This is a genomic window from Streptomyces sp. GESEQ-35, from assembly GCF_017948485.1.
In the GTDB taxonomy this organism is placed as follows: domain Bacteria; phylum Actinomycetota; class Actinomycetes; order Streptomycetales; family Streptomycetaceae; genus Streptomyces.
Genome location: NZ_JAFFSX010000032.1, coordinates 45313 through 66186, shown reverse-complemented (window position 1 = coordinate 66186; position 20874 = coordinate 45313). Strand labels below are relative to the sequence as shown.

The 20874-nt window shown below is 71.1% G+C and carries 18 protein-coding genes; 15 read left to right on the top strand and 3 right to left on the bottom strand.

The features are described from left to right. Nucleotides 1-31: 31 nt before the first annotated feature. Nucleotides 32-1447, top strand: a complete 1416-nt coding sequence (locus KCH87_RS41395; protein ID WP_210593083.1) for a class I adenylate-forming enzyme family protein — start codon at nt 32-34, stop codon at nt 1445-1447. Beyond that, nucleotides 1444-2550: a serine hydrolase gene (locus KCH87_RS41390; protein ID WP_210593082.1), complete on the top strand. Its 1107-nt coding sequence runs from the start codon at nt 1444-1446 to the stop codon at nt 2548-2550. The genes KCH87_RS41395 and KCH87_RS41390 overlap by 4 nt, the downstream gene beginning before the upstream one ends. Nucleotides 2551-2556: 6 nt before the next feature. Here the strand turns inward: KCH87_RS41390 and KCH87_RS41385 are convergent, their stop codons facing one another. Then, the gene (locus KCH87_RS41385) at nt 2557-3357 is read right to left on the bottom strand and encodes a FadR/GntR family transcriptional regulator (protein ID WP_210593081.1); all 801 of its coding nucleotides are present in this window, start codon (nt 3355-3357) and stop codon (nt 2557-2559) included. Between the two features lie 171 nt (nt 3358-3528). Between KCH87_RS41385 and KCH87_RS41380 the strand changes: the two genes are divergently transcribed. Next, complete coding sequence (locus KCH87_RS41380; RefSeq protein ID WP_247197569.1) at nt 3529-4317, top strand: enoyl-CoA hydratase-related protein; 789 nt, start codon at nt 3529-3531, stop codon at nt 4315-4317. Further along, on the top strand, nt 4314-4898 hold the full coding sequence (locus KCH87_RS41375; protein ID WP_210593079.1) for a DUF2889 domain-containing protein: 585 nt from the start codon (nt 4314-4316) through the stop codon (nt 4896-4898). The genes KCH87_RS41380 and KCH87_RS41375 overlap by 4 nt, the downstream gene beginning before the upstream one ends. Nucleotides 4899-5012: 114 nt before the next feature. Here KCH87_RS41375 and KCH87_RS41370 read toward each other — a convergent pair whose 3' ends face one another. Then, a complete protein-coding gene (locus KCH87_RS41370; protein WP_210593078.1) occupies nt 5013-6230 on the bottom strand; it encodes an acyl-CoA dehydrogenase family protein in 1218 nt (405 codons plus the stop codon). A gap of 102 nt (nt 6231-6332) precedes the next feature. On the opposite strand from KCH87_RS41370, the gene fabG reads away from it, so the two are divergent. The 5 genes from fabG to KCH87_RS41345 are packed head-to-tail and all read left to right on the top strand — an operon-like array spanning nt 6333 to nt 11821. After that, nucleotides 6333-7079 (top strand): 3-oxoacyl-ACP reductase FabG, encoded by a 747-nt coding sequence (gene fabG / locus KCH87_RS41365; protein WP_210593077.1) that lies wholly within the window; start codon nt 6333-6335, stop codon nt 7077-7079. Nucleotides 7080-7123: 44 nt separating this feature from the next. Then, nucleotides 7124-8359, top strand: a complete 1236-nt coding sequence (locus KCH87_RS41360) for an acetyl-CoA C-acetyltransferase (protein WP_210593076.1) — start codon at nt 7124-7126, stop codon at nt 8357-8359. After that, nucleotides 8359-9783, top strand: coding sequence for an OB-fold domain-containing protein (locus KCH87_RS50315; protein WP_210593075.1), 1425 nt, complete (start codon nt 8359-8361; stop codon nt 9781-9783). The genes KCH87_RS41360 and KCH87_RS50315 overlap by 1 nt, the downstream gene beginning before the upstream one ends. A 16-nt stretch (nt 9784-9799) precedes the next feature. Further along, nucleotides 9800-11008: an acetyl-CoA acetyltransferase gene (locus tag KCH87_RS41350; RefSeq protein ID WP_210593074.1), complete on the top strand. Its 1209-nt coding sequence runs from the start codon at nt 9800-9802 to the stop codon at nt 11006-11008. A 15-nt stretch (nt 11009-11023) separates the two neighbouring features. Next, on the top strand, nt 11024-11821 hold the full coding sequence (locus KCH87_RS41345; RefSeq protein WP_210593073.1) for an SDR family NAD(P)-dependent oxidoreductase: 798 nt from the start codon (nt 11024-11026) through the stop codon (nt 11819-11821). 164 nt (nt 11822-11985) lie between these two features. Here KCH87_RS41345 and KCH87_RS41340 read toward each other — a convergent pair whose 3' ends face one another. After that, nucleotides 11986-14673, bottom strand: coding sequence for a branched-chain amino acid ABC transporter permease/ATP-binding protein (locus tag KCH87_RS41340; protein ID WP_210593072.1), 2688 nt, complete (start codon nt 14671-14673; stop codon nt 11986-11988). Nucleotides 14674-14867: 194 nt separating this feature from the next. Between KCH87_RS41340 and KCH87_RS41335 the strand changes: the two genes are divergently transcribed. The 6 genes from KCH87_RS41335 (at nt 14868) to KCH87_RS41315 (ending at nt 20745) form a co-directional block, all read left to right on the top strand. Further along, nucleotides 14868-16103 carry an ABC transporter substrate-binding protein gene (locus KCH87_RS41335; protein ID WP_210593071.1) on the top strand — a complete coding sequence of 412 codons (1236 nt, stop codon included), beginning with the start codon at nt 14868-14870 and terminating at the stop codon, nt 16101-16103. Further along, complete coding sequence (locus tag KCH87_RS41330; protein ID WP_210593070.1) at nt 16103-16822, top strand: ABC transporter ATP-binding protein; 720 nt, start codon at nt 16103-16105, stop codon at nt 16820-16822. Before KCH87_RS41335 ends, KCH87_RS41330 begins: the two co-directional genes overlap by 1 nt. A 29-nt stretch (nt 16823-16851) precedes the next feature. After that, nucleotides 16852-18195, top strand: coding sequence for a hypothetical protein (locus tag KCH87_RS41325; protein WP_210593069.1), 1344 nt, complete (start codon nt 16852-16854; stop codon nt 18193-18195). Continuing rightward, nucleotides 18192-19583, top strand: coding sequence for an acyl-CoA reductase (locus KCH87_RS41320; RefSeq protein ID WP_210593068.1), 1392 nt, complete (start codon nt 18192-18194; stop codon nt 19581-19583). The genes KCH87_RS41325 and KCH87_RS41320 overlap by 4 nt, the downstream gene beginning before the upstream one ends. Before the next feature lie 89 nt (nt 19584-19672). Beyond that, nucleotides 19673-19795, top strand: coding sequence for a putative leader peptide (locus tag KCH87_RS50310; RefSeq protein ID WP_282613067.1), 123 nt, complete (start codon nt 19673-19675; stop codon nt 19793-19795). Nucleotides 19796-19878: 83 nt separating this feature from the next. Further along, the gene (locus KCH87_RS41315; protein WP_210593067.1) at nt 19879-20745 is read left to right on the top strand and encodes a glutathione S-transferase C-terminal domain-containing protein; all 867 of its coding nucleotides are present in this window, start codon (nt 19879-19881) and stop codon (nt 20743-20745) included. Nucleotides 20746-20874: the final 129 nt, after the last annotated feature.

Here is a 20874-nt window from a genome sequence, read left to right as displayed (position 1 = left end):
GGGCGGCACGCGGGAAGCCACTTGGACGGGCATGGTGGCCGCCGCTTACGACCATGGCCGTCCCGCCGCCCGGTTCGGCGACCTGACGTGGACCGGACGCGAACTCCTCGACCGCGCGGGCGGCGCCGCCGACTGGCTGGACACGCTCGGTCTCACCCCCGGTGAACCCGTCCCCGCCCTCGTCGCCACCTCCGCCGACGCCCTCGCCCTGGTGATCGGCGGCGCGGGCTCCGGACACCCGCTGGCGCCACTCGGGGTGCGGATGACGCCGTACGAGATCGCCTCGGTGGTGAAGCAGGGCGCGTCCCAAGTCATCGTCGTGCAGGCAGAGTTCACGAACCTCGGCCGCCAGGTCGCGGAGCTCTCCGACCGAAGGGTAGTGGTGGTGCCCGAACTGCCCTGTAATCCCAGGCCACTTACGGCCGTCCCGGAGGAACTCGCCGCCGTTCTGCACACCTCAGGAACGACCGGCGCGCCCAAGCCCGTCCCCATGACCCAACGCCGGCTGGCCGCCCGCGCTCGCGTCAACGGCGGGCTCTGTGCGCTGGACGCCGAGAGCTTCTACGGTGGCAGCGCGCCCTTCCACCACATCGCGGGCCTGGGCAACATCGCCGTCGCCCTCGCCGCCGGAGCGCTGGTCACCGGGCTGCCGCGCTTCACCGTCGAGGGCTGGGCGGAGCTGAGGGACCTCGGCACCACGCACACCAGCATGGTCCCCGCCATGCTGGAGACGCTGCTGGCCGCGGGCCAGGCCCACCACAAGAGTCTGCGCGTCCTCCAGTACGGCGGCGCGCCCATCCGCGCGGGCACGCTGCGGCGGACGTACGAGGCGATGCCCGGGGTCCGCATGCTCAACATGTTCGGGCAGACCGAGGGATCGCCCATCAGCGTGCTCACCCCGGACGACCATCGTGAGGCCGTCGCCGGGCGCACCGAACTGCTGCGGTCCGTCGGACGGGCGGCGCCCGGTGTGGAGTTGCGGGTGCGTGACGCCGGTCCGGACGGGGTCGGCGAGATCGATGCCCGTGCGGAGCACCTCTTCCGGGTGGACGAGACGGGCTGGCTGCGCAGCGGCGATCTGGGGCGGGTCTCGGCGGACGGGTATCTCTATCTGGCCGGGCGGCGCACCGACATGATCATCCGTGGCGGGGAGAACGTCCATCCGCTGGAGGTGGAGACCGTCCTCGCCGCCCATCCCGGCATCGTGGACGTCGCGGTCACCGGCGTCCCCGACGACCGCCTCGGTCAGACGGTCGTCGCCTTCGTCGTCCCCTCCGACCCCGCCGCCCCGCCGGAACCGGACGCGCTCAGGGCGTACGCCCGCGCCCGGCTGTCCGGATTCAAGGTCCCCGTCCGCTGGTGCTTCGTCGCCGACCTGCCGCGCAACGCCAACGGCAAGGTGCTGCGCCGGAGTCTGCGGGAGCCGCAGCACAGGAGAGAGACATGACACGCGAAGCTGTGGGTGTCGACCCGCACCGGCTGGATGTGCTGCTGCGCAGGATCAGGCTGGAGGTGGAGCACGGCCCGCTGCCCTCCGCTCAGGTCGCCGTCGCCCACGCGGGGCGCCTCGTGGCCTTCGAGACCTGGGGCGATGCCCGGCCGGACACCCGCTACATCCTTCAGTCCGTCGGCCGGTCGATCGTCGCCGGTGCGGTGTGGAAGCTGATAGGCGACGGCCTGCTCGACATCGGGGAGCAAGTCGCCGAGATCATCCCGGAGTTCGCGCCGAACGGGAAGGAGGCCGTGACGGTCGAGCAGGTGCTCACCCACACCGCCGGCTTCCCCTTCGCGCCGCTGGGCCACCCCAAGATGCTCGACCGCGAGCAGCGCCTCGCGGCCTTCGGTCGCTGGCGGCTCGACTACCCGCCGGGCAGCCGCTTCCAGTTCCATCTCACCTCGGCCGCCTGGCTGATCGCCGAGATCGTGGAGCGCCGTACGGGCCTGCCCTTCGCCGACCATCTGCGCGAGCGGATCGTCGGGCCGCTGGGCTTGTCCTCGATCGAGCTGGGCGTCCCCGTCGAGCGGCAGCCGAGCACGGTGGCTCCCATGACAGCCACCGACCGCACCGACGACGACCAGGAGCCCGACCCCTGGGGCCCCTGGTACCTCTCCGACCCGCAGGTGCTGGCGGCAGGCGAGCCCAGTCACGCACTCGTCGCCACGGCCGCCGATGTCGCCCTGTTCTTCCAGGCGTTGGAGCACTCGGGCCTGTGGAAACCGGAGACGGTGGCCGAGGGCACCCGGATCCGGTTGACCGAGCATCCGTACGGCGACCAGGTCTACGGCGGCGGGGGCGGTCGGCGTACGAGCATGGGGCTGTTCGTCACCGTCGCCGGTCCCGACGCGGGCAGCGGGCTGCCGTCCACCGGTTCGCCGTCGCTCTTCGGGAACGCCGGAGCCGCATATCAACTGGGCTTCATGGACCCGGAGACCGGGCTGTCCTTCGCGCTGTTGAGCAACGGCTACCCGCTCGCGGGATACGACCACTCGCGGCGCGGTACGGCCTTCATGACCGACGTCGCCGACCTGGCGGCCGACCTCACGGGCTGAGCGGTGTCAGTCGATCAGTTCGAGGACGGTCTTCGGGCCGGCCGAGTTCACCACGTCGTCGGCGCTGGAGATGTGCCGCTGCCACAGCTTCTCGGCCTCGTCGGCCTTGCCGGACTCGATCAGGCCGACCAGCCGGACGTGCGCGCGGTGGCCCTTGAGGGCCTGCGCCTTCTGCGTCTCGGTGTCGGTGGCACTCGCGGTGTACGAGGCGTTCGCACGGTCGACGATGGTGCGCAGCATGCCGCACAGCAGGATGAGGGTCTGGTTGCCGGTGAGCTCGACCAGCAGGGCGTGGAAGGCGTCCTGGGCCTCCACGAGGGCAAGGGGGTCGTCCAGCGCGGTCTTCTCGGCGGCCACGGCCTCGCGCAGCCGCTTGATGTCGTCCGCCGTGTGCTTGGTGGCGAGCTGGCGGGCGCAGGGCGGCTCGATGAGCGCGGCGGCGCGGTAGACGTCGCCGAGGGTGGCGCCGCGGTACTCCAGGATCAGACCGGCGAAACGGGCCGCGACCTCGGCGTCCGGCGCGCTGACCCGGGCGCCGCCGTGGGCTCCGCGGCGCACCGTGATCAGCGATTCCGACTCAAGGACGCGGAAGGCCTCACGCAGGGTCGGCCGGGAGATGCCGAACTGCTCCATCAGGCCCGACTCCGGCGGCAGCGCGTCGTCGGGCTTCAGCTCGCCCCGCACGATCTGGCGGCGCAGATGCGCGGCGACCAGCTCGGCCGTCTTCGGTACGCGCACCTGGCGTCCGACACGGTGGCGGGAGGGGGCGGGCACGGTGGGCGCTTCTGCACGGGCTGCCTCGGCCACGGCGGAGTCTCCTCGCTGACGATGTGTGGCGTATATAGCAAAATGAATCTTCTTAGTGCATCGAGGGTACCAGGTCAAGGGATCGGTGATCGTCGTCGGACTGCCCCGGATCTGGCGTGCGTCTGCCCCTTGGGTATATAGATGATTCATCTATCTATTATGGAGGACTCGATGGTGATCCTCTCCGACCTCACCGACGACGGGGTCATGCTGCTCACCCTCAACCGGCCCGAGCGGCACAACGCCTGGACGCTCGAGATGGAGCTGCTCTACAACGAGCTGTTCGACCGTGCCGAGTCCGATCCGCGGGTGCGGGTCGTGGTGCTCACCGGGGCCGGGCGCAGCTTCTGCCCGGGGATGGACATGAGCGTCCTCGACGGGGCGTCCTCCGGGGCCGAGCCGTGGCCGACCGACCGGTTGCCGCCGCGCACCAGGCCCATGAGCTTCCCGAAGCCCGTCGTGGCCGCGATCAACGGCGCGTGTGCCGGTATCGGCTTCAACCAGGCGCTGATGTGCGATGTGCGGTTCGCCGTGCCGGGCGCCCGGTTCGCAGCCGCGTTCAGTGCGCGCGGGCTCGTCGCGGAGGACGGGGTGTCGTGGATTCTCCCCCGGCTGGTCGGCTACGGGAACGCGAGTGACCTGCTGCTGTCCTCGCGCCGGATCGACGGTCCGGAGGCGCTGGCGATGGGCCTGGTCAACCGTCTCGTCGAGCCGGAGGAACTGCTCCCGACGGCACTCACGTACGCCACCGAACTCGCCCGCTCCGCCAGCCCGTACGCGATGTCCCTGATCAAGCGGCAGCTCGCCGACGATCAGTCGCGGAGCTTCGTCGCGAGCAGGGACGACGCGGCCGCGCTGCTGGCCACGGCAAAACGGGCCCCGGACTACCGAGAGGGCGTGCGCAGCTTCATCGAGCGACGGCAGCCGGAGTTCGCCGCGCTGGGTGAGGCGGCGTCGTGACCCGCGCCGAACTGCCCCTGCACCGCCGTACGATCACCGTGAGCGCCTACGACGAGGACGGCGGCGCGGAGCTGTCCGTCGAGGCGGAACTGGCCGACGTACGGCCGCGGGAGGACGCGTCGGCCGCGACGATCCACCGGATGGTGCTGGCCGTACGGATCCGGCTCGCGGACATGGTCATCGTGGCCGCCGACGCGGACATGCGGACCTTCCCGCACGCCGAATGCCCGTTGATCACCTCGGCCTTCGAGGGTCTGGTCGGTCTGAGCGTGGCCGCGGGTTTCAACCGGGCGATCCAGGAGCGGTTCCGAGGGGCCTCGGGCTGTACTCACCTGTACGAACTCGCCCGCGTGCTCGGCCCCGCCGTCGTGCAGGCGGCCATCTCGGCCAATGCGCGGCGCCGTGACTCGGGTCTGCCGTCGCACGGCCCGCGTTCCACCGCCGGCGTCCTGAACAGCTGCCACATCTGGGCACCGGACGGTGTGGGGCTGCGCAAGCTGGATGCCGGGTGGCGGCCGGGGGAGGGGCCGCGGCCGGTTCCGGAGGTCGAGGTGTTCGAGGGGAGACGCTCCGCTGGGTAGTGCCAGGATCTGTCGTCGTTCGTCTGCGGCGTCGTCGTGGCTGGTCGCGCAGTTCCCCGCGCCCCCAACGGGGCGCCATCGAACCCCGGGCTTGCTCAGTGTCCGAGCCGTATGTCACCCTCTCGGCTCCCTCGGCAGGCCCAGCACCCTCTCCGCGAGAATGTTCCGCTGCACCTGAGACGTCCCGGCGTAGATCGTGCCGGAGCGGGCGATGAGATACGTGGTCGACCAGGACGCCGAGGAGTTCGCGGCACCGGGGTCGTCGGTGCGGTACGTGCGCAGGGGCGGGCGGCCCACCGGGACCTGGCCGTGCAGGCCCATGATGTCCATCGCCAGGTCGGTGACCACCGTGTGGTACTCGCTCCAGTACAGCTTGGCGATCGACGACTCCGGGCCGGGCTCGGTGCCCTTGAGCCAGCCGGTGAGGATGCGGTAGCCGAGGAAGCGCATGATCTCGACCTTGGACCAGCACCAGGCGATCCGCTGCCGTACGACCGGATCCTGGTCCTTGCCGTATGCGCGGGCGAGTGCGACGAGACGCTCGACCTCGGCCTTGAACAGGATCGGGTTGGTCGCGGCCTCCTCCCCGCGCTCCACGCCCAGCAGGCTCTGGGCGACTTTCCAGCCGTTGTCGACGCCGCCCACGACGAGGTCGGCCCGGGTGCGGGCGCCGCTGAAGAAGACCTCGTTGAAGTGGAGTTGGCCGCTCATCATGCGGAACGGGCGCACCTCGACGCCGGGTTGGTCGAGTGGGACCAGGAGGAAGGAGATGCCGCGGTGCTTGGGGGCGTCGCGGTCGGTGCGCGCCAGGACGAAGATCCAGTCGCTGTGGTGGGCGCCCGAGGTCCACACCTTCTGGCCGTCGATCACCCATTCCTCGCCGTCCCGCACCGCCCGGGTGGTGAGCGAGGCGAGGTCCGAGCCCGCGTCCGGCTCGGAGTAACCCTGGCACCAGGTGTCCTCGCCGCTGAGGATGCGCGGCAGGAAGTGGCTCTTCTGCTCCTCCGTGCCCCACCGCAGCAGCGTGTTGGCCAGCATCTTCACGCCGAACGTGTCCTGCGGCAGCCCGAACGGCACGCCCGCCAGGGCCAGTTCCTCCATCAGGACGACCTGGTGGAGCTTGGACAGACCACGGCCGCCGTACTCCTCGGGCCAGGTGAGCGAGAGGTAGCCGCGCCGCGCGAGGCGCTTCCGCCAGTCACGGGCGAAGGCCCACGCGGCCTCCTCGTCGAGGGCGCCGATTCCCCGCCAGTCGGCCGGGAGGGCCTCCGCCAGGAACGCCCTGACCTCGCTCCGGAACGCCAAGGTCTCCGGGGGATAAGTGATGTCCACCTGCGCTGTCTCCTCCCGCGGCCGGGGTTCGCCTTATTGATACTTTCAGCGTAATAGGTTATCTATTTTAGAGGAATAGCGTCGAGCTGGGGACGGGCGGGCATGGGACTGCTGGACGGCCGTAACGCGGTGATCACCGGCGGAGCACAGGGCATCGGCTTCGAGATCGCCGGTGTGCTCGGCGGCGCGGGCGCCTCCGTGGTCCTCGGCGACATCAACGAGGACGCGGCCGCCGAGGCCGCCGAGCGCCTCACCAAGAACGGCGTCGCCGCCAACTCCCTGCGCTGCGACGTCACGGACGAGGACGAGGTCGCCGCCCTCGTAGCCCACTGCGTCGGCACCTTCGGACCCGTCGGGGTGATGATCAACAACGCCGGGATCACCCGGGACGCGACCCTGCGCAAGATGCCGGTCGCCGACTTCCGCGCCGTCGTCGACGTCCACCTCACGGGCGCCTGGAACGGCACCCGGTACGCGGCCGAGTCGATGCGCGCACACGGCGTGAGCGGCAGCATCGTCAACATCTCCTCCATCGCCGGCAAGGTCGGCAACTTCGGCCAGACCAACTACAGCGCCGCCAAGGCAGGCCTCGTCGGCCTCACCAAGGCGTCCGCCAAGGAGCTGGCCCGCGCCGGAATCCGCGTCAACGCCGTGCAGCCCGGGCTGATCCGCACCGCCATGACCGAGGCCATGCCCCGGGCCGCCTGGGACGCCAAGCTCGCCGAAATCCCCCTGAGCCGCGCCGGCGAACCCGCCGAGGTCGCCCAGGCGGTCCTCTTCCTCGCCTCCGACATGGCGAGCTACATCACCGGAGCCGTCCTGGAGGTGACCGGTGGCCGATACATGTGACGCTCGTTCGCGAGGCGTCCGCCCCCTGACGAAAGGCCTGACCGATGCGTGACGCGGTGATCTGCGAACCCGTGCGCACCCCCGTCGGCGGCTACGGAGGTGTCCTGAAGGACGTCACCGCGGCCGAGCTCGCGGCCACGGTCGTACGGGCGGTGCTCGAACGGACCGGCATACCGCCCGGCGCCGTCGAGGACGTACTCCTCGGCCAGTGCTACCCCAACGGCGAGGCCCCCGCGATCGGCCGGGTCGCCGCCCTGGACGCGGGCCTCCCCGTCGAGGTGCCCGGCCTCCAGATCGACCGCCGGTGCGGCTCCGGACTCCAGGCCGTGATCACCGCCGCCATGCAGGTGCAGACCGGCGCGAGCGACCTCGTGCTGGCCGGGGGAGTGGAGGCCATGAGCCAGGCCGAGTTCTACACCACCGGTGTGCGGTGGGGCGTACGCGGCGCGGGCACCACCCTCCACGACCGGCTGGCCCGCGGCCGGGTCACCTCCGGAGGCGTCAACCACCCTGTCCCCGGCGGCATGTTGGAGACCGCCGAGAACCTTCGGCGCGAGTACGGCATTCCTCGCGAGGAACAGGACGAGCTGGCCCTGCGCTCGCACGAGAAGGCCGTCGCCGCCCAGCGGGAGGGCCGGTTCGCCGACGAGATCGTGCCGGTCACCGTACGGACTCGGAAGGGCGAGACGGTCGTAGCGACCGACGAACACCCGCGCCCCGACTCGACGTTGGAGAAACTCGCGGCACTGCGCCCCGTCCTCAGCCGCCAGGACCCGGAGGCGACCGTCACCGCCGGGAACGCCAGCGGACAGAACGACGGCGCCTCGCTCTGCGTCGTCACCCACCCCGAACGCGCCGCCGAACTCGGTCTGCGCCCGCTGGGCCGTCTCGTCTCCTGGGCCGTCGCCGGCGTACCCCCTCAGACGATGGGCATCGGCCCGGTGCCCGCCACGGCCAAAGCCCTGGAACGGGCCGGGCTGAAGCTCGCCGACATGGACCTCATCGAACTGAACGAGGCCTTCGCCGCCCAGGTGCTCGCCTGTACCCGCGAATGGGCCCTGACCGAGGCCGACTTCGAGCGGCTCAACGTCAACGGCTCCGGCATCTCGCTCGGCCATCCCGTCGGTGCCACCGGCGGCCGCATCCTCGCCACCCTGCTGCGCGAACTCGACCGCCGCGACGCCCGCTACGGCCTGGAGACCATGTGCCTCGGCGGCGGACAGGGCCTGGCCGCGGTCTTCGAGCGAACCATCGAAACCAACGCTCAGGGAGGACGCTGATGGCCGGACTGATCGCATACGGCGCCTATGTGCCGTACCACCGCCTCGCCCGCGCCGATGTCGCAGCAGTACTCGGCACCCCAGCAGGCAAGGGCACGCGCGCGGTCGCGGGATACGACGAGGACACCACCTCGATGGCCGTCGAGGCGGCCCGCGGAGCCCTCGTCCCCGACGGACTGCGCCCCCGCATCGGCCAGCTCTTCCTCGCCACCGCGGCCCCCGCCTACCTCGACAAGACCAACGCCACCGCGGTCCACGCCGCCCTCGGACTCGACGAGCACGTCCTCGCCGCCGACATGGCGGGCTCCGTACGCTCCGGCCTCGGCGCCCTCGTCACGGCCGCCCGCTCCACGGTCCCCACCCTCACGGTCCTGTCCGACCTGCGCACCGGCCTGCCCGGCTCCAGCGACGAGTCCGCGGGCGGCGACGGCGCGGCGGCGTTCGTGTTCGGCGGCCATCGCGACAGCACCCCCGTCATCGCGGAACTCCTCGCCCACGACACCGTGAGCGACGAAATCCTCGACCGCTGGCGGCTGCCCGGCTCGCCCACCTCTCGGGTGTGGGAGGAACGCTTCGCCGAGGAGATCTACGTCGACCTCGCGGGCAAGGCCCTCGGCGCGGCCCTCGACCGGGCCGGACTCGACATCACCGCCGTCGACCACCTCATCGTCACCGGCCTGCACGCGCGCGCGTGCGCGGCGGTACGGCGCAAGGCCGGCGCCCGCCCCGAAGCCGTCACCGCAGACCTCACCGCGGCGATCGGCAACCCCGGCACCGCCCAGCCCGGCCTGCTCCTCGCCGACGTCCTCGACCGCGCCCGCCCCGGCGAGACCATCGCGCTCGTCGTGCTCGGCGACGGCGCCGGAGTCATACTCCTGCGCACGACGGACGCCCTGCCGGCCCACCGCGGCGCCCGCCCGGTCGCCGCGCAGATCGCGGCAGGCAGCGCGCCCATGCCGTACGCCACCTATCTCTCCTGGCGCGGCCTCCTCGACCGCGAACCGCCCCGCCGCCCCGACCCCGAACCGCCGTACGCCCCGCCCGCGCACCGCCGTAACGGCTGGAAGTACGGCTTCGTGGCGTCCCGTTGCGAGAAGTGCGGCACCCGCCATCTGCCGCCGGACCGCGTGTGCACGTCCTGCCGCAGCGTCGACGCCATGACCGACGAACCGATGGCCGACGCACGCGGCACCGTCGCGACCTTCACGGTCGATCGCCTCGCGCACACGCCGAGCCCGCCGATGCTCGTCGTGGTCGTCGACTACGACGGCGGCGGCCGGTTCCGCTGCCAGCTCACCGACGCCACCGAGGCCGACGCCGCCATCGGCGCCCGGGTGGAGATGACCTTCCGGCGCACCGTCACCGCGGCCGGCGTCCACAACTACTTCTGGAAGGCCCGTCCGTTGCGCACGGACGAGGACTGAGGAGGGGAACGAAATCATGGGCTCGCACGGAATTCGGGACCGCGTCGCGATCGTCGGCATGGGCTGCACGCCCTTCGGCGAACACTGGACCCGCTCGGCCGACGATCTGCTGGTCGACGCGGTCGGCGAAGCGGTCACCTCGGCCGGCATCACTCTCGACGACATCGACGCCTTCTGGCTCGGCACTCAGGCCTCCGGCGTCTCCGGACTCACTCTCAGCCGTCCGCTGCACCTGCCGTACAAGCCGGTCACCCGCCTGGAGAACATGTGTGCGACCGGCTCCGAGGCACTGCGCAACGCCTGTTACGCGGTTGCCTCGGGCGCCTACGACGTGGCGATGGCGGTCGGCGTCGAGAAGCTCAAGGACTCCGGCATGTCCGGGCTTTCGGGTACGACGATGCCGGGCGCCGGTGACGACAGCCGGGGCGAGATCACGGCACCGGCGAACTTCTCGCTCCTCGCGCCCGCCTATGCCGCCAAGTACGGCCTGGGCGAGGACGAGTTGAAGAACGTCATCACCCGCATCGCCTGGAAGAACCACGCCAACGGCGCCCGCAACCCCCGCGCCCAGTTCCGCAAGGAAGTCCCGCTGGAGCGCATCAGGTCCGCGCCCATCGTGGCGGGCATGCTCGGCGTCTTCGACTGTTCCGGTGTATCGGACGGCTCGGCCGCCGCGATCGTCGTACGCGCCGAGGACGCGTACCGGTACACGGACAAGCCGATCTTCGTGAAGGCGCTGTCGTTCGTCGCGGGACCGGCGGACGGACTTCTCGACCCGGAGTACGACTTCACCACCTTCCCCGAGGTCGTGGCCTCCGCCCAGGAGGCCTACCGGCAGGCCGGTGTCACCGACCCGCGGACCGAGATCGCACTCGCCGAGGTCCACGACTGTTTCACGCCCACCGAGCTGGTGCTGATGGAGGACCTGGGCTTCTCCGGGCGCGGCCAGGCCTGGAAGGACGTCACCAGCGGGGTGTTCGACCTCGACGGTTCGCTGCCGGTCAATCCGGACGGCGGCCTGAAGGCCTTCGGCCACCCCATCGGCGCCTCCGGCCTGCGCATGATGTTCGAGGCGTGGCTCCAGTTGCGAGGTGAAGCGCCGCCGGAGCGCACGGTGCGCACCCTCGCCGAAGGGCGCTCGCTCGCACTCACCCACAACCTGGGTGGCGGACCGGGCGAATGCGTATCGTTCGTGTCGTTGGTCGGCAACGAACTCACCGGCTGAGAAAGGGAGTTCGACATGGGACGACTCGACGAAAAGATCACCGTCGTGACCGGGGCCGCCTCCGGGATCGGCGCCGCCACCGCGCGCCGCGTCGCGGCCGAGGGGGCACACACGGTGGTCGCCGATCTGAACCTCGACGGCGCCAAGGCCGTCACGGAGGAGATCCGGGCCGTCGGCGGATCCGCGCTCGCGGTCCAGGTCGACCTCGGGGACATCGAGAGCGTACGGGCCATGGTGGAGGCGACCGTTCAGACATACGGCGGCCTCGACGTCCTGGACAACAACGCCGCCGCCACCCACCTGGCCGCCCGTCAGGACCTCGCGGTCGCGGAGGCCGACCCGGCCGTCTGGGACGACACCATGCGGATCAACCTGCGCGGCACCATGGTCGCGATCCAGGCCGCCGTCCCGCACATGATCGCGCGGGGCGGCGGATCCATCATCAACACCTCGTCCTGTTCCGGGATCGCGGGGGATCTGCGCAACCCCGCGTACGGCGCCTCGAAGGCCGCGATCATCAACCTCACGAAGTACGTCGCCACCCAGCACGGCAAGCAGGGCGTCCGCTCCAACGCCATCGCGCCGGGATTCATCGTCACGCCGGCGAGCGACGACTCGGCACACGGAGCGATCCGGGAAGCGATGCTGCGCCATCACCTCACCCCGCGGCTGGGCCTGCCGGAGGACGTCGCCTCGGCGGTCGTCTTCCTCGCCTCCGACGAGTCCCTGTTCATCACCGGGCACACCCTGCGCGTGGACGGCGGACTGCTGGCCCACCAGCCCTATGTGGCGGATCTGCGCGACAGCATGTGAGTCGGACCCGCCCAAACGATGCGCTCGCGTCCGTTGGCTGCCTGGGGACGCGAGCGGCAGCGCCCCGCAAGGGGCGCGGGGATCTGCGCGACCAGCCACAACGGCGCCGCAGCCGACCGACAACACCTCGCGGCACTTCCCATCCCGGCACCCTCAGCGGAGCGCTACGCGCTGACCGGATCCTCCGGCGACAGATCCCCCAGATACGCCGCCCGCACCGCCGGATCGCCCCGCACCTCCTCCGGCGTGCCGACGCTGATCCGCCGCCCGAAGTCGAGAACGACGACCTGGTCGCAGACGCTCATCACCATGTCGACGTCATGCTCGACGAGCAGGATGCCCATGCCCCAGTCCTCGGCGAGCCGCCGTACCAGATGGGCCAGTTCACGGGTCTCGTCCTCGGACAGTCCCGCCGCCGGTTCGTCGAGGAGCAGGACGGAGGGCGAGGCGGCCACCGCACGGGCGATGGCCAGCAGGCGCCGCTCGCCGTAGGACAGGTCGCCGACCGGTCGGTCCAGGCTGTCCTGGAGGCCGAACTCCCGTACGGCGACGAGTACATGGGCGGGCAGCGGGCGGCTGCCGGGGCGGATCAGGTCCGTGAGGTACGTCCACGGCCCGGGCCGGTCGCAGGCGGCGTACAGGTTGTCCAGGACGGTCATGTCCTCGAACAGTTCCAGTGACTGGAAGGACCGGCTGAGGCCGGCGGCGGCACGCCGGTGCACGGGCAGGCGCGTGATGTCCCGCCCCCCGAGGCGCACCTGTCCGGAGGCGGCCCGGGTGAAGCCGGTGACGGCGTCGATCGCGGAGGTCTTGCCGGCGCCGTTGGGTCCGATGAGGCCGACGACCTGGCCGGGCTCGATACCGAAGGAGAGTCCGTCGACGGCGACGACACCGCCGTAGCGCACGGTCAGGCCCTCCACCTGAAGGGGGAGCGGAGCCGCTCGGTCGACGGTCTGCTCGGTGGGGGCGTCGACTTCAAGCGTGGCGACGGCACGGCGTCCAACTCGGGCGGCCTGTCTGGCCAGTTCACGCCCGATGCCGTCCTGGTTGCCCACCAGCGTCAGCACCAGGACGATCCCGCCGATCAGCGGCATCCACTCACTGAGCCCCGGCAGGACCAGGTCCCCGAAACGGGCGCCGACCGTGCCCGCCGCGAACGTGGCGCCGAACAGCGGACCGACCAGGAAGCCGACACCGCCGATCACGGCGAGACCGAGCACGGTGATGGAGTCGAAGCTCGCGAACTCGCTCAACACCACGGACGTCGAGCGGAAACCGGTCAGCACACCGGCGAGCGCGGCGATGGCCGAGGACAGTCCGAAGGCGTACAGCTTGGCCGAGCGCACATCGATGCCGAGGGCCGCGGCGGCCCGCTCGTTCGCCCGGACCGCGACGAGCCGGCGGCCGCTGCGGCTGCGCCGGACGTTGGCGACGACGAGCGTCGCCGCGACGAACATCACCAGGACGAGAGCGGCGTACCGCTGCGGATGGTCCACTCCGGAGATACTGATGCCGAAGAGCGTCTGCTTGCCCACGGCGATCCCGTCGCTGCCCGGGGTCGTGGCGAGATCGGTGTTCTGGAAGACCATCGTCTCCAGCGTGGTGCCGAGGCCGAGGGTGATGATCGCGAGGTTCACCCCGCGGGTCCGCACCGCCGGGAGCGCGAAGAGCAGGCCGATCGGGACCGTGCCCAACACGCCCGCCAGCAGGGCGAGTTCGAACGGCCATCCCCAGTCGGCCGCAGTGTGCCCGGCGATGAAGGCACCGGTCCCGGCGAGGGCGTACGCCGCCAGCGACACCTGTCCCGCGTACCCGGTGACCACGACGATCGACAGGATGATCAGCGAGAGGACCAGGGTGGTGGTGATCGCGTCCGCCCACAGCGGCGACGACACACCCACGAGCAGAAGACCGACGGCCACGGCGACGACGAGCGGCACGGGACGCACCCGTCCGGTACCGAGGGCCGGCATCCGGTCCAGGAACGTGCCGCGCAGCGGCAGTGCCCGGCCCCGCGCCACCAGCACCAAGGCGATGAAGAGGAACGGCACCGAGGCGGCGAGCCCTGTGACGTCGGTGCCGAAGCGGGTCAGTTCGGACTGCACCACGCCGATCACCAGGCCGCCCGCCAGGGTGACGGGGAACGACGAGAACCGGCCGACCAGAGCGGCGGCCAGCGCGCTCAGCAGCAGAGTCGTCAGGCCCGTCACCGACAGGCCGATCACCGGCACGATCAGGATGCCCGTCAGACCCGCGAGCGCCGAGCCCAGCCCCCAGTTGGCGGCGGCGATCAGATCCGCGGACCAGCCCAGCGAGGCCGCGGCGCTCTGGTTCTCCGCGACCGCCGTGGTGCCCAGGCCGAACAGGGTGCGCCGGTACAGGACGTGGAGGACCGCGGTGACCGCGACGGCGATCCCCAGCAGCCAGATACGGTCCTCGGACACCGTGGCGCCGGCGATCTCCAGCAGCCGGTTCGGCAGCTTGCCCGGCACAAGTTGGACGCTGTCGCCGTAGCGCTTGACGGCGACGGCGGTCAGCACGATGAACACCGCGAGCGTGCCGACCAGCCGGGCCAGCGAGGACGCCCGGCGCAGCGGGCGGATCACCAGCAGGTGCGTGAGCAGCCCCAGCACGGCGGAGGCGACCACTCCGCAGGCCACGGCCGGCCAGTACGGCACGCCGTGCTGCATGGCCAGTTCCCACTGCACATAGGCGCCGGCCATCCCGATCGCGCCGTGCGCGAAGTTCAGGACACCGGAGCCCCGGTAGATCAGCACGATGCCCTGGGCGGTGAGCGCGTAGAGCGCACCGAGCCCCAGACCGAGCAGCGCGAAACGCAGGATGTCGTCCACGACAGTTACCTCCCAGGGCCCCAGGGCCTACCCCTCAGGGCTTCATGAGTAGCGAACGTCCGCGGGCAGGGCAAGGCTAGAGAGCACATTTATTTAAATAATTGTGACGAGAGTACTTCTCTAACCGAACATCACGCTCCATGCTGTTCGCCATCTCGACTTCGCCCATCCGGGCCGAGCCCCGCGGAGGGATCATGAACGACTCACGCCGACGCAGAACTGCCGCAGCGAGCTGTCTCGCGGTGACCGGAACCCTGCTCGCCGCCGGTTGCGGGGGAGAGGCCTCGAGCAGCTCGACCACCTCCGAGCTCAAGGGCACCCCGGTCAAGGTGATGGTCTGGGCCCCCGAGGACACCCAGGGCAGCGCCCAGCCCGGGGTCCGGATCACGGCCCAGGCATACGAGAAGTGGATCAACGACAACGGCGGGATCAAGGGCGGCCCGCTGAAGGTGATCACCTGCAACGAGAAGAACGAGGCCGACGAGGCCGAGAAGTGCGCCCAGCAGGCGGTCGCCGAGAAGGTCGTCGCGGTCGTGGGTTCGTACAGCCTGGCCGGCGACCGCTACATGCCGATCCTGGAGAAGGCCGGCATCCCCTACCTCGGCGGCACCGGCGTCTCGGCCGCGGAGTTCTCCAGCCCCATGTCCTTCCCGGTCAACGGCGGTACTCCGGTGGTGTTCGCCGCGCACGGCAAGCAACTCGTGGACGAGGGCTGCAAGAAGATCTCCGGCGTACGGTACGACGTGGCCGCCGCCGCGATCGTCTCGAAGTTCCTCACGCTGGGCGTGACCTCGGCCGGAGGTGCACCGCCCAAGGACCTGAAGGTGCCGGTCACCGCCACCGACCTCGCCCCGCAGGTCGCCGCCGCGACCAAGGACGCCGACTGCGTCAGCGTCATCCTGGGCACCCACTCGGACCTGTTCGTCACGTCGTACGTGCAGTCCGGCGCCGACACCAAACTGGGCAGCGTCGTCGGCAACCTCACCCCGGAGCTGGCCGAGAGCACCGGCGGCGCGAGCAGCCCGCTGGAAGGTGCCGCCATCACCGGCTACTACCCGCCGGTGTCCGACAGCGCCTGGAAGGACTTCGTGGCGGCCGCCGACGGCAAGGACATCGACACCACCAACGGCGCCAACGAGACCGCCTGGGTGGCGTTCAAGGTGTTCACCGAGGCCGCCGAGAAGCTCCCGAGCATCACGGCGAAGGCCCTGGTCGAGGAGCTCAACACGACGGACGGCATCGACACCGGCGGCCTCACCCCGCCGCTGACCTGGAAGGAGTCGACGGCCCTGCCCATGGAGGGCATGGGCCGGATCCACAACACCACCGCCACCGAACTGACCATCCGCGACGGCAAGATCGAGTGGGCCAAGTCCGGCTCAACGTTCCTCGACGTCCGGAAGCTGATGACCGCGAAGGCGTCGGGGTGATGCACCCGACGAAGGCTCCGCTGATCGAGGCCCGTGCCGTCGCCGCGGGATACGGCACCCGGCCCGTCGTACGCGACCTCGACATCGAGGTCCGCCCGGGTGAGGTCGTCGCCCTGCTCGGACCCAACGGCGCGGGCAAGTCCACGACGCTCAGAGTGCTGGCAGGCGACCTCGCCGCGATGAGCGGCGAGGTGCGCTGGCTGGGCGACGCACGTCGGTCGCCGCTGCACCGGCGCGCCCGCGAGGGCCTGGCGTACGTGGGGGAGCGGGCGGTGTTCACCGGCCTCGACACCGCCGAGAACCTGCGGGTGGGCCGGGTCACCACCGACCGGGCCGTGGCGCTCTTCCCCGAACTCGGCACCCGCCTGACGACCGGAGCGGGGATGCTCTCGGGCGGCGAGCAGCAGATGCTGTCCCTGGCGCGGGCGCTGTGCCGCTCGCCCCGGCTGCTCCTCGCCGACGAACTCTCCCTCGGCCTCGCCCCACTCGTGGTCGACCGCCTGCTGCGCGCCGTGCGCGAGGCGGCCGACCAGGGCCTCGGCGCCCTCCTCGTCGAACAGCACGTACGCAAGGTGCTGGACATCGCCGACCGCGTGTACGTACTGCGCCGCGGCCGTGTCGTCATGACCGGCACCCCCAAGGAACTGCGCCAGGACCTGGACGCGATCGAGTCGTCGTACCTGGCCGAGGAGCGTTCCCCGCAGAGGACGGATCGCTGAACCTCACTACCTGACAAGGGTGGGTTGCTGTGGCAAGCGCACGCGAGTACATCCGGACCCTCGTCGCCTCCGGCGACACCTTCGACCAGCCCGCCAAGAAGCTGCGGGCGCTGCAACTCGACGCCGCACGGGAGGCCTTCGCCCACCACCGCGAACGCATCCCGCTGCTGCGCACCCGGGCGGCGGAGACCGGCGTCCACGAGATCACCGCTCCCGCGGACCTCGTCCCCCTCCTCTTCTCGCACACCAGCTACAAGTCGTACCCCGTCTCCCTGATCACCGCCGGCCGCTGGGACCGGCTGCTGCGCTGGTACACCACGGTGTCCGTGGTCGAACCGGGCGACGTCGACATGGACGGCGTACGCGACATCGACGAGTGGACCGAGCGCATCACGGCCACGGGCCACCGCCCCTACATCACCAGCGGTACGTCGGGCAAGGTCTCCTTCCTCAACTCCGACGGCAGCGACCTGCGGTTCCTGCACGACATCCTGGAGAACCTCACCTGCTGGCCCGACCCGCTGCCGCCGAAACCCACCCGCCGCGGTTACCTGCTCGCACCCGCGAGCGGCCCGATGCGCTCCATCGACGGTTTCCGGTGGCACGCGGACGTCTTCGCCCGCGCCGAAGAGACGCACCTGCTGACCGACGAACCACTGCGGGTGTCCGAGCTGATGAGCAGCGCCCTGCTGCGCCGGCGGATGGCCGAGGGGACGGCGACCCCGCAGGAGATCGGCTCCTTCGAGACCGCGTCCGAGACCCGCGAGCGGGAACTCGGCGCCGCCATGACCCGGATCGTCGACGACATCGCCGCCCACCGCGACGAGCCGCTGCTCATCGCCGGCATGAACAACCAGCAGTTCGCCCTGATCCAGGCCCTGCGCGAGCGCGGCGTACCCGACGGAAGCCTGCACCCGGACACGCTGGTGCTCAGCGGCGGCGGCAACAAGGGTCGGGCGCTGCCCGACGACTACCAAGAGCAGTTCGCCGCCTTCTACCTCGGCGTGCGGCGGGTGCGCAGCTACGGCATGACGGAGCTTCAGGGCTCCTGCCTCGCCTGCGAGTCGGGCAGGTACCACGTGCCGCCCTGGGTGATCCCGCTGATCCTGGACGAGCCCGGCGAGACGCTGCTGAACCCCGAACACGGCGTGGTGGAGGGGCGGTTCGCCTTCCTGGACGTCTCCCTGTCGGGCCGCTGGGGCGGACTGATCAGCGGGGACCGGGTCTCCGTCGACTTCTCGCCCTGCGACTGCGGCAGGCCGGGCCCGGTCGTCCTGCCGGACATCCAGCGGTACGGAGACCTCGGCGGCGACGACAAGATCACCTGCGCCGCGACACTCGACTCCTATGTGCGGGGGATGATCCACGGATGACGCCGACGACGAGCGCGATCGGCACGGCCGTGGTCCATGTCGTCCGCGGCGAAGTCGCCGACGACGGCCCGTGCGTCGACCACGGACGCGGTGATACGGCCTTCAGCGCGCCGGCCCTCGACCTGAACCGCCTGGTGTGGCCCCGCACCGAACCCGGCCCCGCCTTCGGCGTACCCAGCGCGGAGATCGTCGACCTCCTGGTGGAGACCGGCGAGGCACTGAAGACGGACCGCCAGGGCCTGCTCGCCGAAGCCCTGGCGGCGATGGTCCGGGTCAGCCCGCTCCCCGAGGAGGTACTGGAACGCGCCTACGCCGTCCTGTGGCGCAGCTTCCAACGGCCCTCCCTGCATGCCCAGATCGACCACGAGCTCGGTGGTCCGGACGTACTCGACGGCTGGCGCGAGGTGCACCTGCCCGAGGGACGGCTCGCCTCCGTCCGCGCCTTCCCGCCCCGGCTGGTGCATGTCATCGCGGGCAACGCCCCGGGCGTGGCGGCCATGTCCGTCGTACGCGGCGCCCTCACCAAGGGCGTGAACCTGCTGAAGCTGCCCTCGAACGACCTGTTCACCGCGACCGCGATCCTGCGCACGATGGCGGCCGTGGCACCGGGCCACCCGGTCGTCCGCTCGTTCTCCGCGGTGTACTGGCGGGGCGGCGACGCGACGGTGGAGAGCGTCCTCTTCCGCCCGCAGTTCTTCGACAAGCTGGTCGCGTGGGGCGGTGAGTCCACGATCAGAGGAGCATTGCAGTACGTCGGCCCGGGCTTCGAGCTGGTCTCCTTCGACCCCAAGACCTCCATCTCGGTGATCGGCCGCGAGGCCTTCGCGACCGAGGAGACCCTCACGGCGGCCGCCGACGCCGCCGCCGCGGACGCCACGTTCTTCAACCAGCAGGCCTGCGTGGCCAGCCGCTTCCAGTTCGTGGAGGGCTCCGACGAGGACGCCGACCGCTACGCCGCGCTGCTCTGCGAACGCCTCGGCGTGGCCCGGGAGTTCAGCTCCGCCGACGGACCGCGCGTCCCCGCGGAACTCCGCGAGGAGATCGACGTACTGTGCTCGATGGACCCCGACTACCGGGTATGGGGCGGCTACGACGGCAGGGGCCTGGTCATCCGCTCGCCCGAGCCGGTGGACTTCCACCCCGACGGCAAGATCGTGAACGTGGTCCCGGTCACCGCCCTGCCCGACGCCGTCGCGCACGCCGGGGTCGCCACACAGACCGTCGGCGTATACCCGGACGCACGCAAGGCGGAACTACGCGATGCCCTCGCCTGCGCGGGAGTACAGCGCGTGGTGTCCCTCGGCCGGGCGGGGGGTATGGCGCCGGGACTGTCACATGACGGGTTCTATCCGTTGCAGCGGCTGGTTCGGTGGGTGAACGACGAGTAGCTCCGGCTCGGGGGCTGGACACCCTCTTGACGGCGGAACGAAGTGGATCGACACTCCAGAAAGGATTCCTAGTGAACTGGTAGGGAAACATGGCGCGCCTCGATTCGGTCACCGGCCCGGTGTGCCGTACGCGTGCGCAGTCGCCGCTTCTGACCTCCCGCCGCCACATCGATCTGCTGCGCGTCTGCAGCGCGATCGGGCTGCTGGGCTGAGCCGGGGCCACCGCCGCCCGCCGCCCCTGTCCGACGACGCCTGCGCCGTACGTCCGTCTGTGCGCCCACCCCCGGGGAGACTCATGTCCGTCACACCGCTCGCCGCTGTCCCCTCCGTGCCGTTCGCCCCCGCGTTCCGGGGCCGGATCGGGCGGGACGCGCGCAGTGGGCACTACGCCGTGCCGCGCCGCTATCGGCTGCATCTGTCGCCCGCCTGCCCGGACGGGCTGCGGATCGCCGTCGTGCACAGCCTGCTGGGGCTGGACGACAGTTGTCCGGTGACCTTCCTGGCCGACGTGCCCGACTGTCCCGACGGCGGTCACTCCGCGCTGCGTCCGCTGTACGAGGCGAGTGCGCACCGGTATGCGGGAGCGGCCGTCGGTCCGGTGCTCAGCGACGACTGGTCGGGGCGGATCGTCAGCACTCACGCCGCCGACATCACGCGCGATCTGGCCCGGCACTTCGGCACGGGCCGCGCCGCGCTGTACCCGTGCGGTGCGGAGGCGGAGATCGACGCCGTGGAGCGACTGTGCTCCCAGCGCATCGACGAGACCGCCCAGCGGGCCGGACGCGCCGGGGCCGATGCGGCGGAGCGTGCCACCGCGCTCCGCTCGCTGCTCGCGACCCTGAACTCGCTGGAGCACCGGCTCACCGTCGACGAATATCTGATCGGCCATCAACTCACCGCTGCCGACGTCGAGTTGTGGGTCACTCTGGTGCAGCTCGACACCGTCCACCGCCACCACCTGGACGCCGCCGCCGTGCACCGCATCGCCGACCACCCGGCCCTGTGGTCCTACGCCCGCCACCTGGCCGCCCACCCGTCCTTCGGCCGCCACCTCGACCTCGCCGGCATCGCCCGCCGGCACCAGGCGCACTGCCAGGGACTGGAGGCGGCCGGTGCGGCCGTACAGATTCTGGACTGGGCCGCCCATGCGGGTCGCGGCTGAGCGACCGGCGTCAGTCCGTCCAGTCGAGCTGATGCTCGGGAGTCCCCACCGAACCGACCTGCCGTACGCGATCGCTTCGGCGCGGCCCGCTCGTCACCCGCGGTGAAGTCATCCACCGAAGCTAAGCGG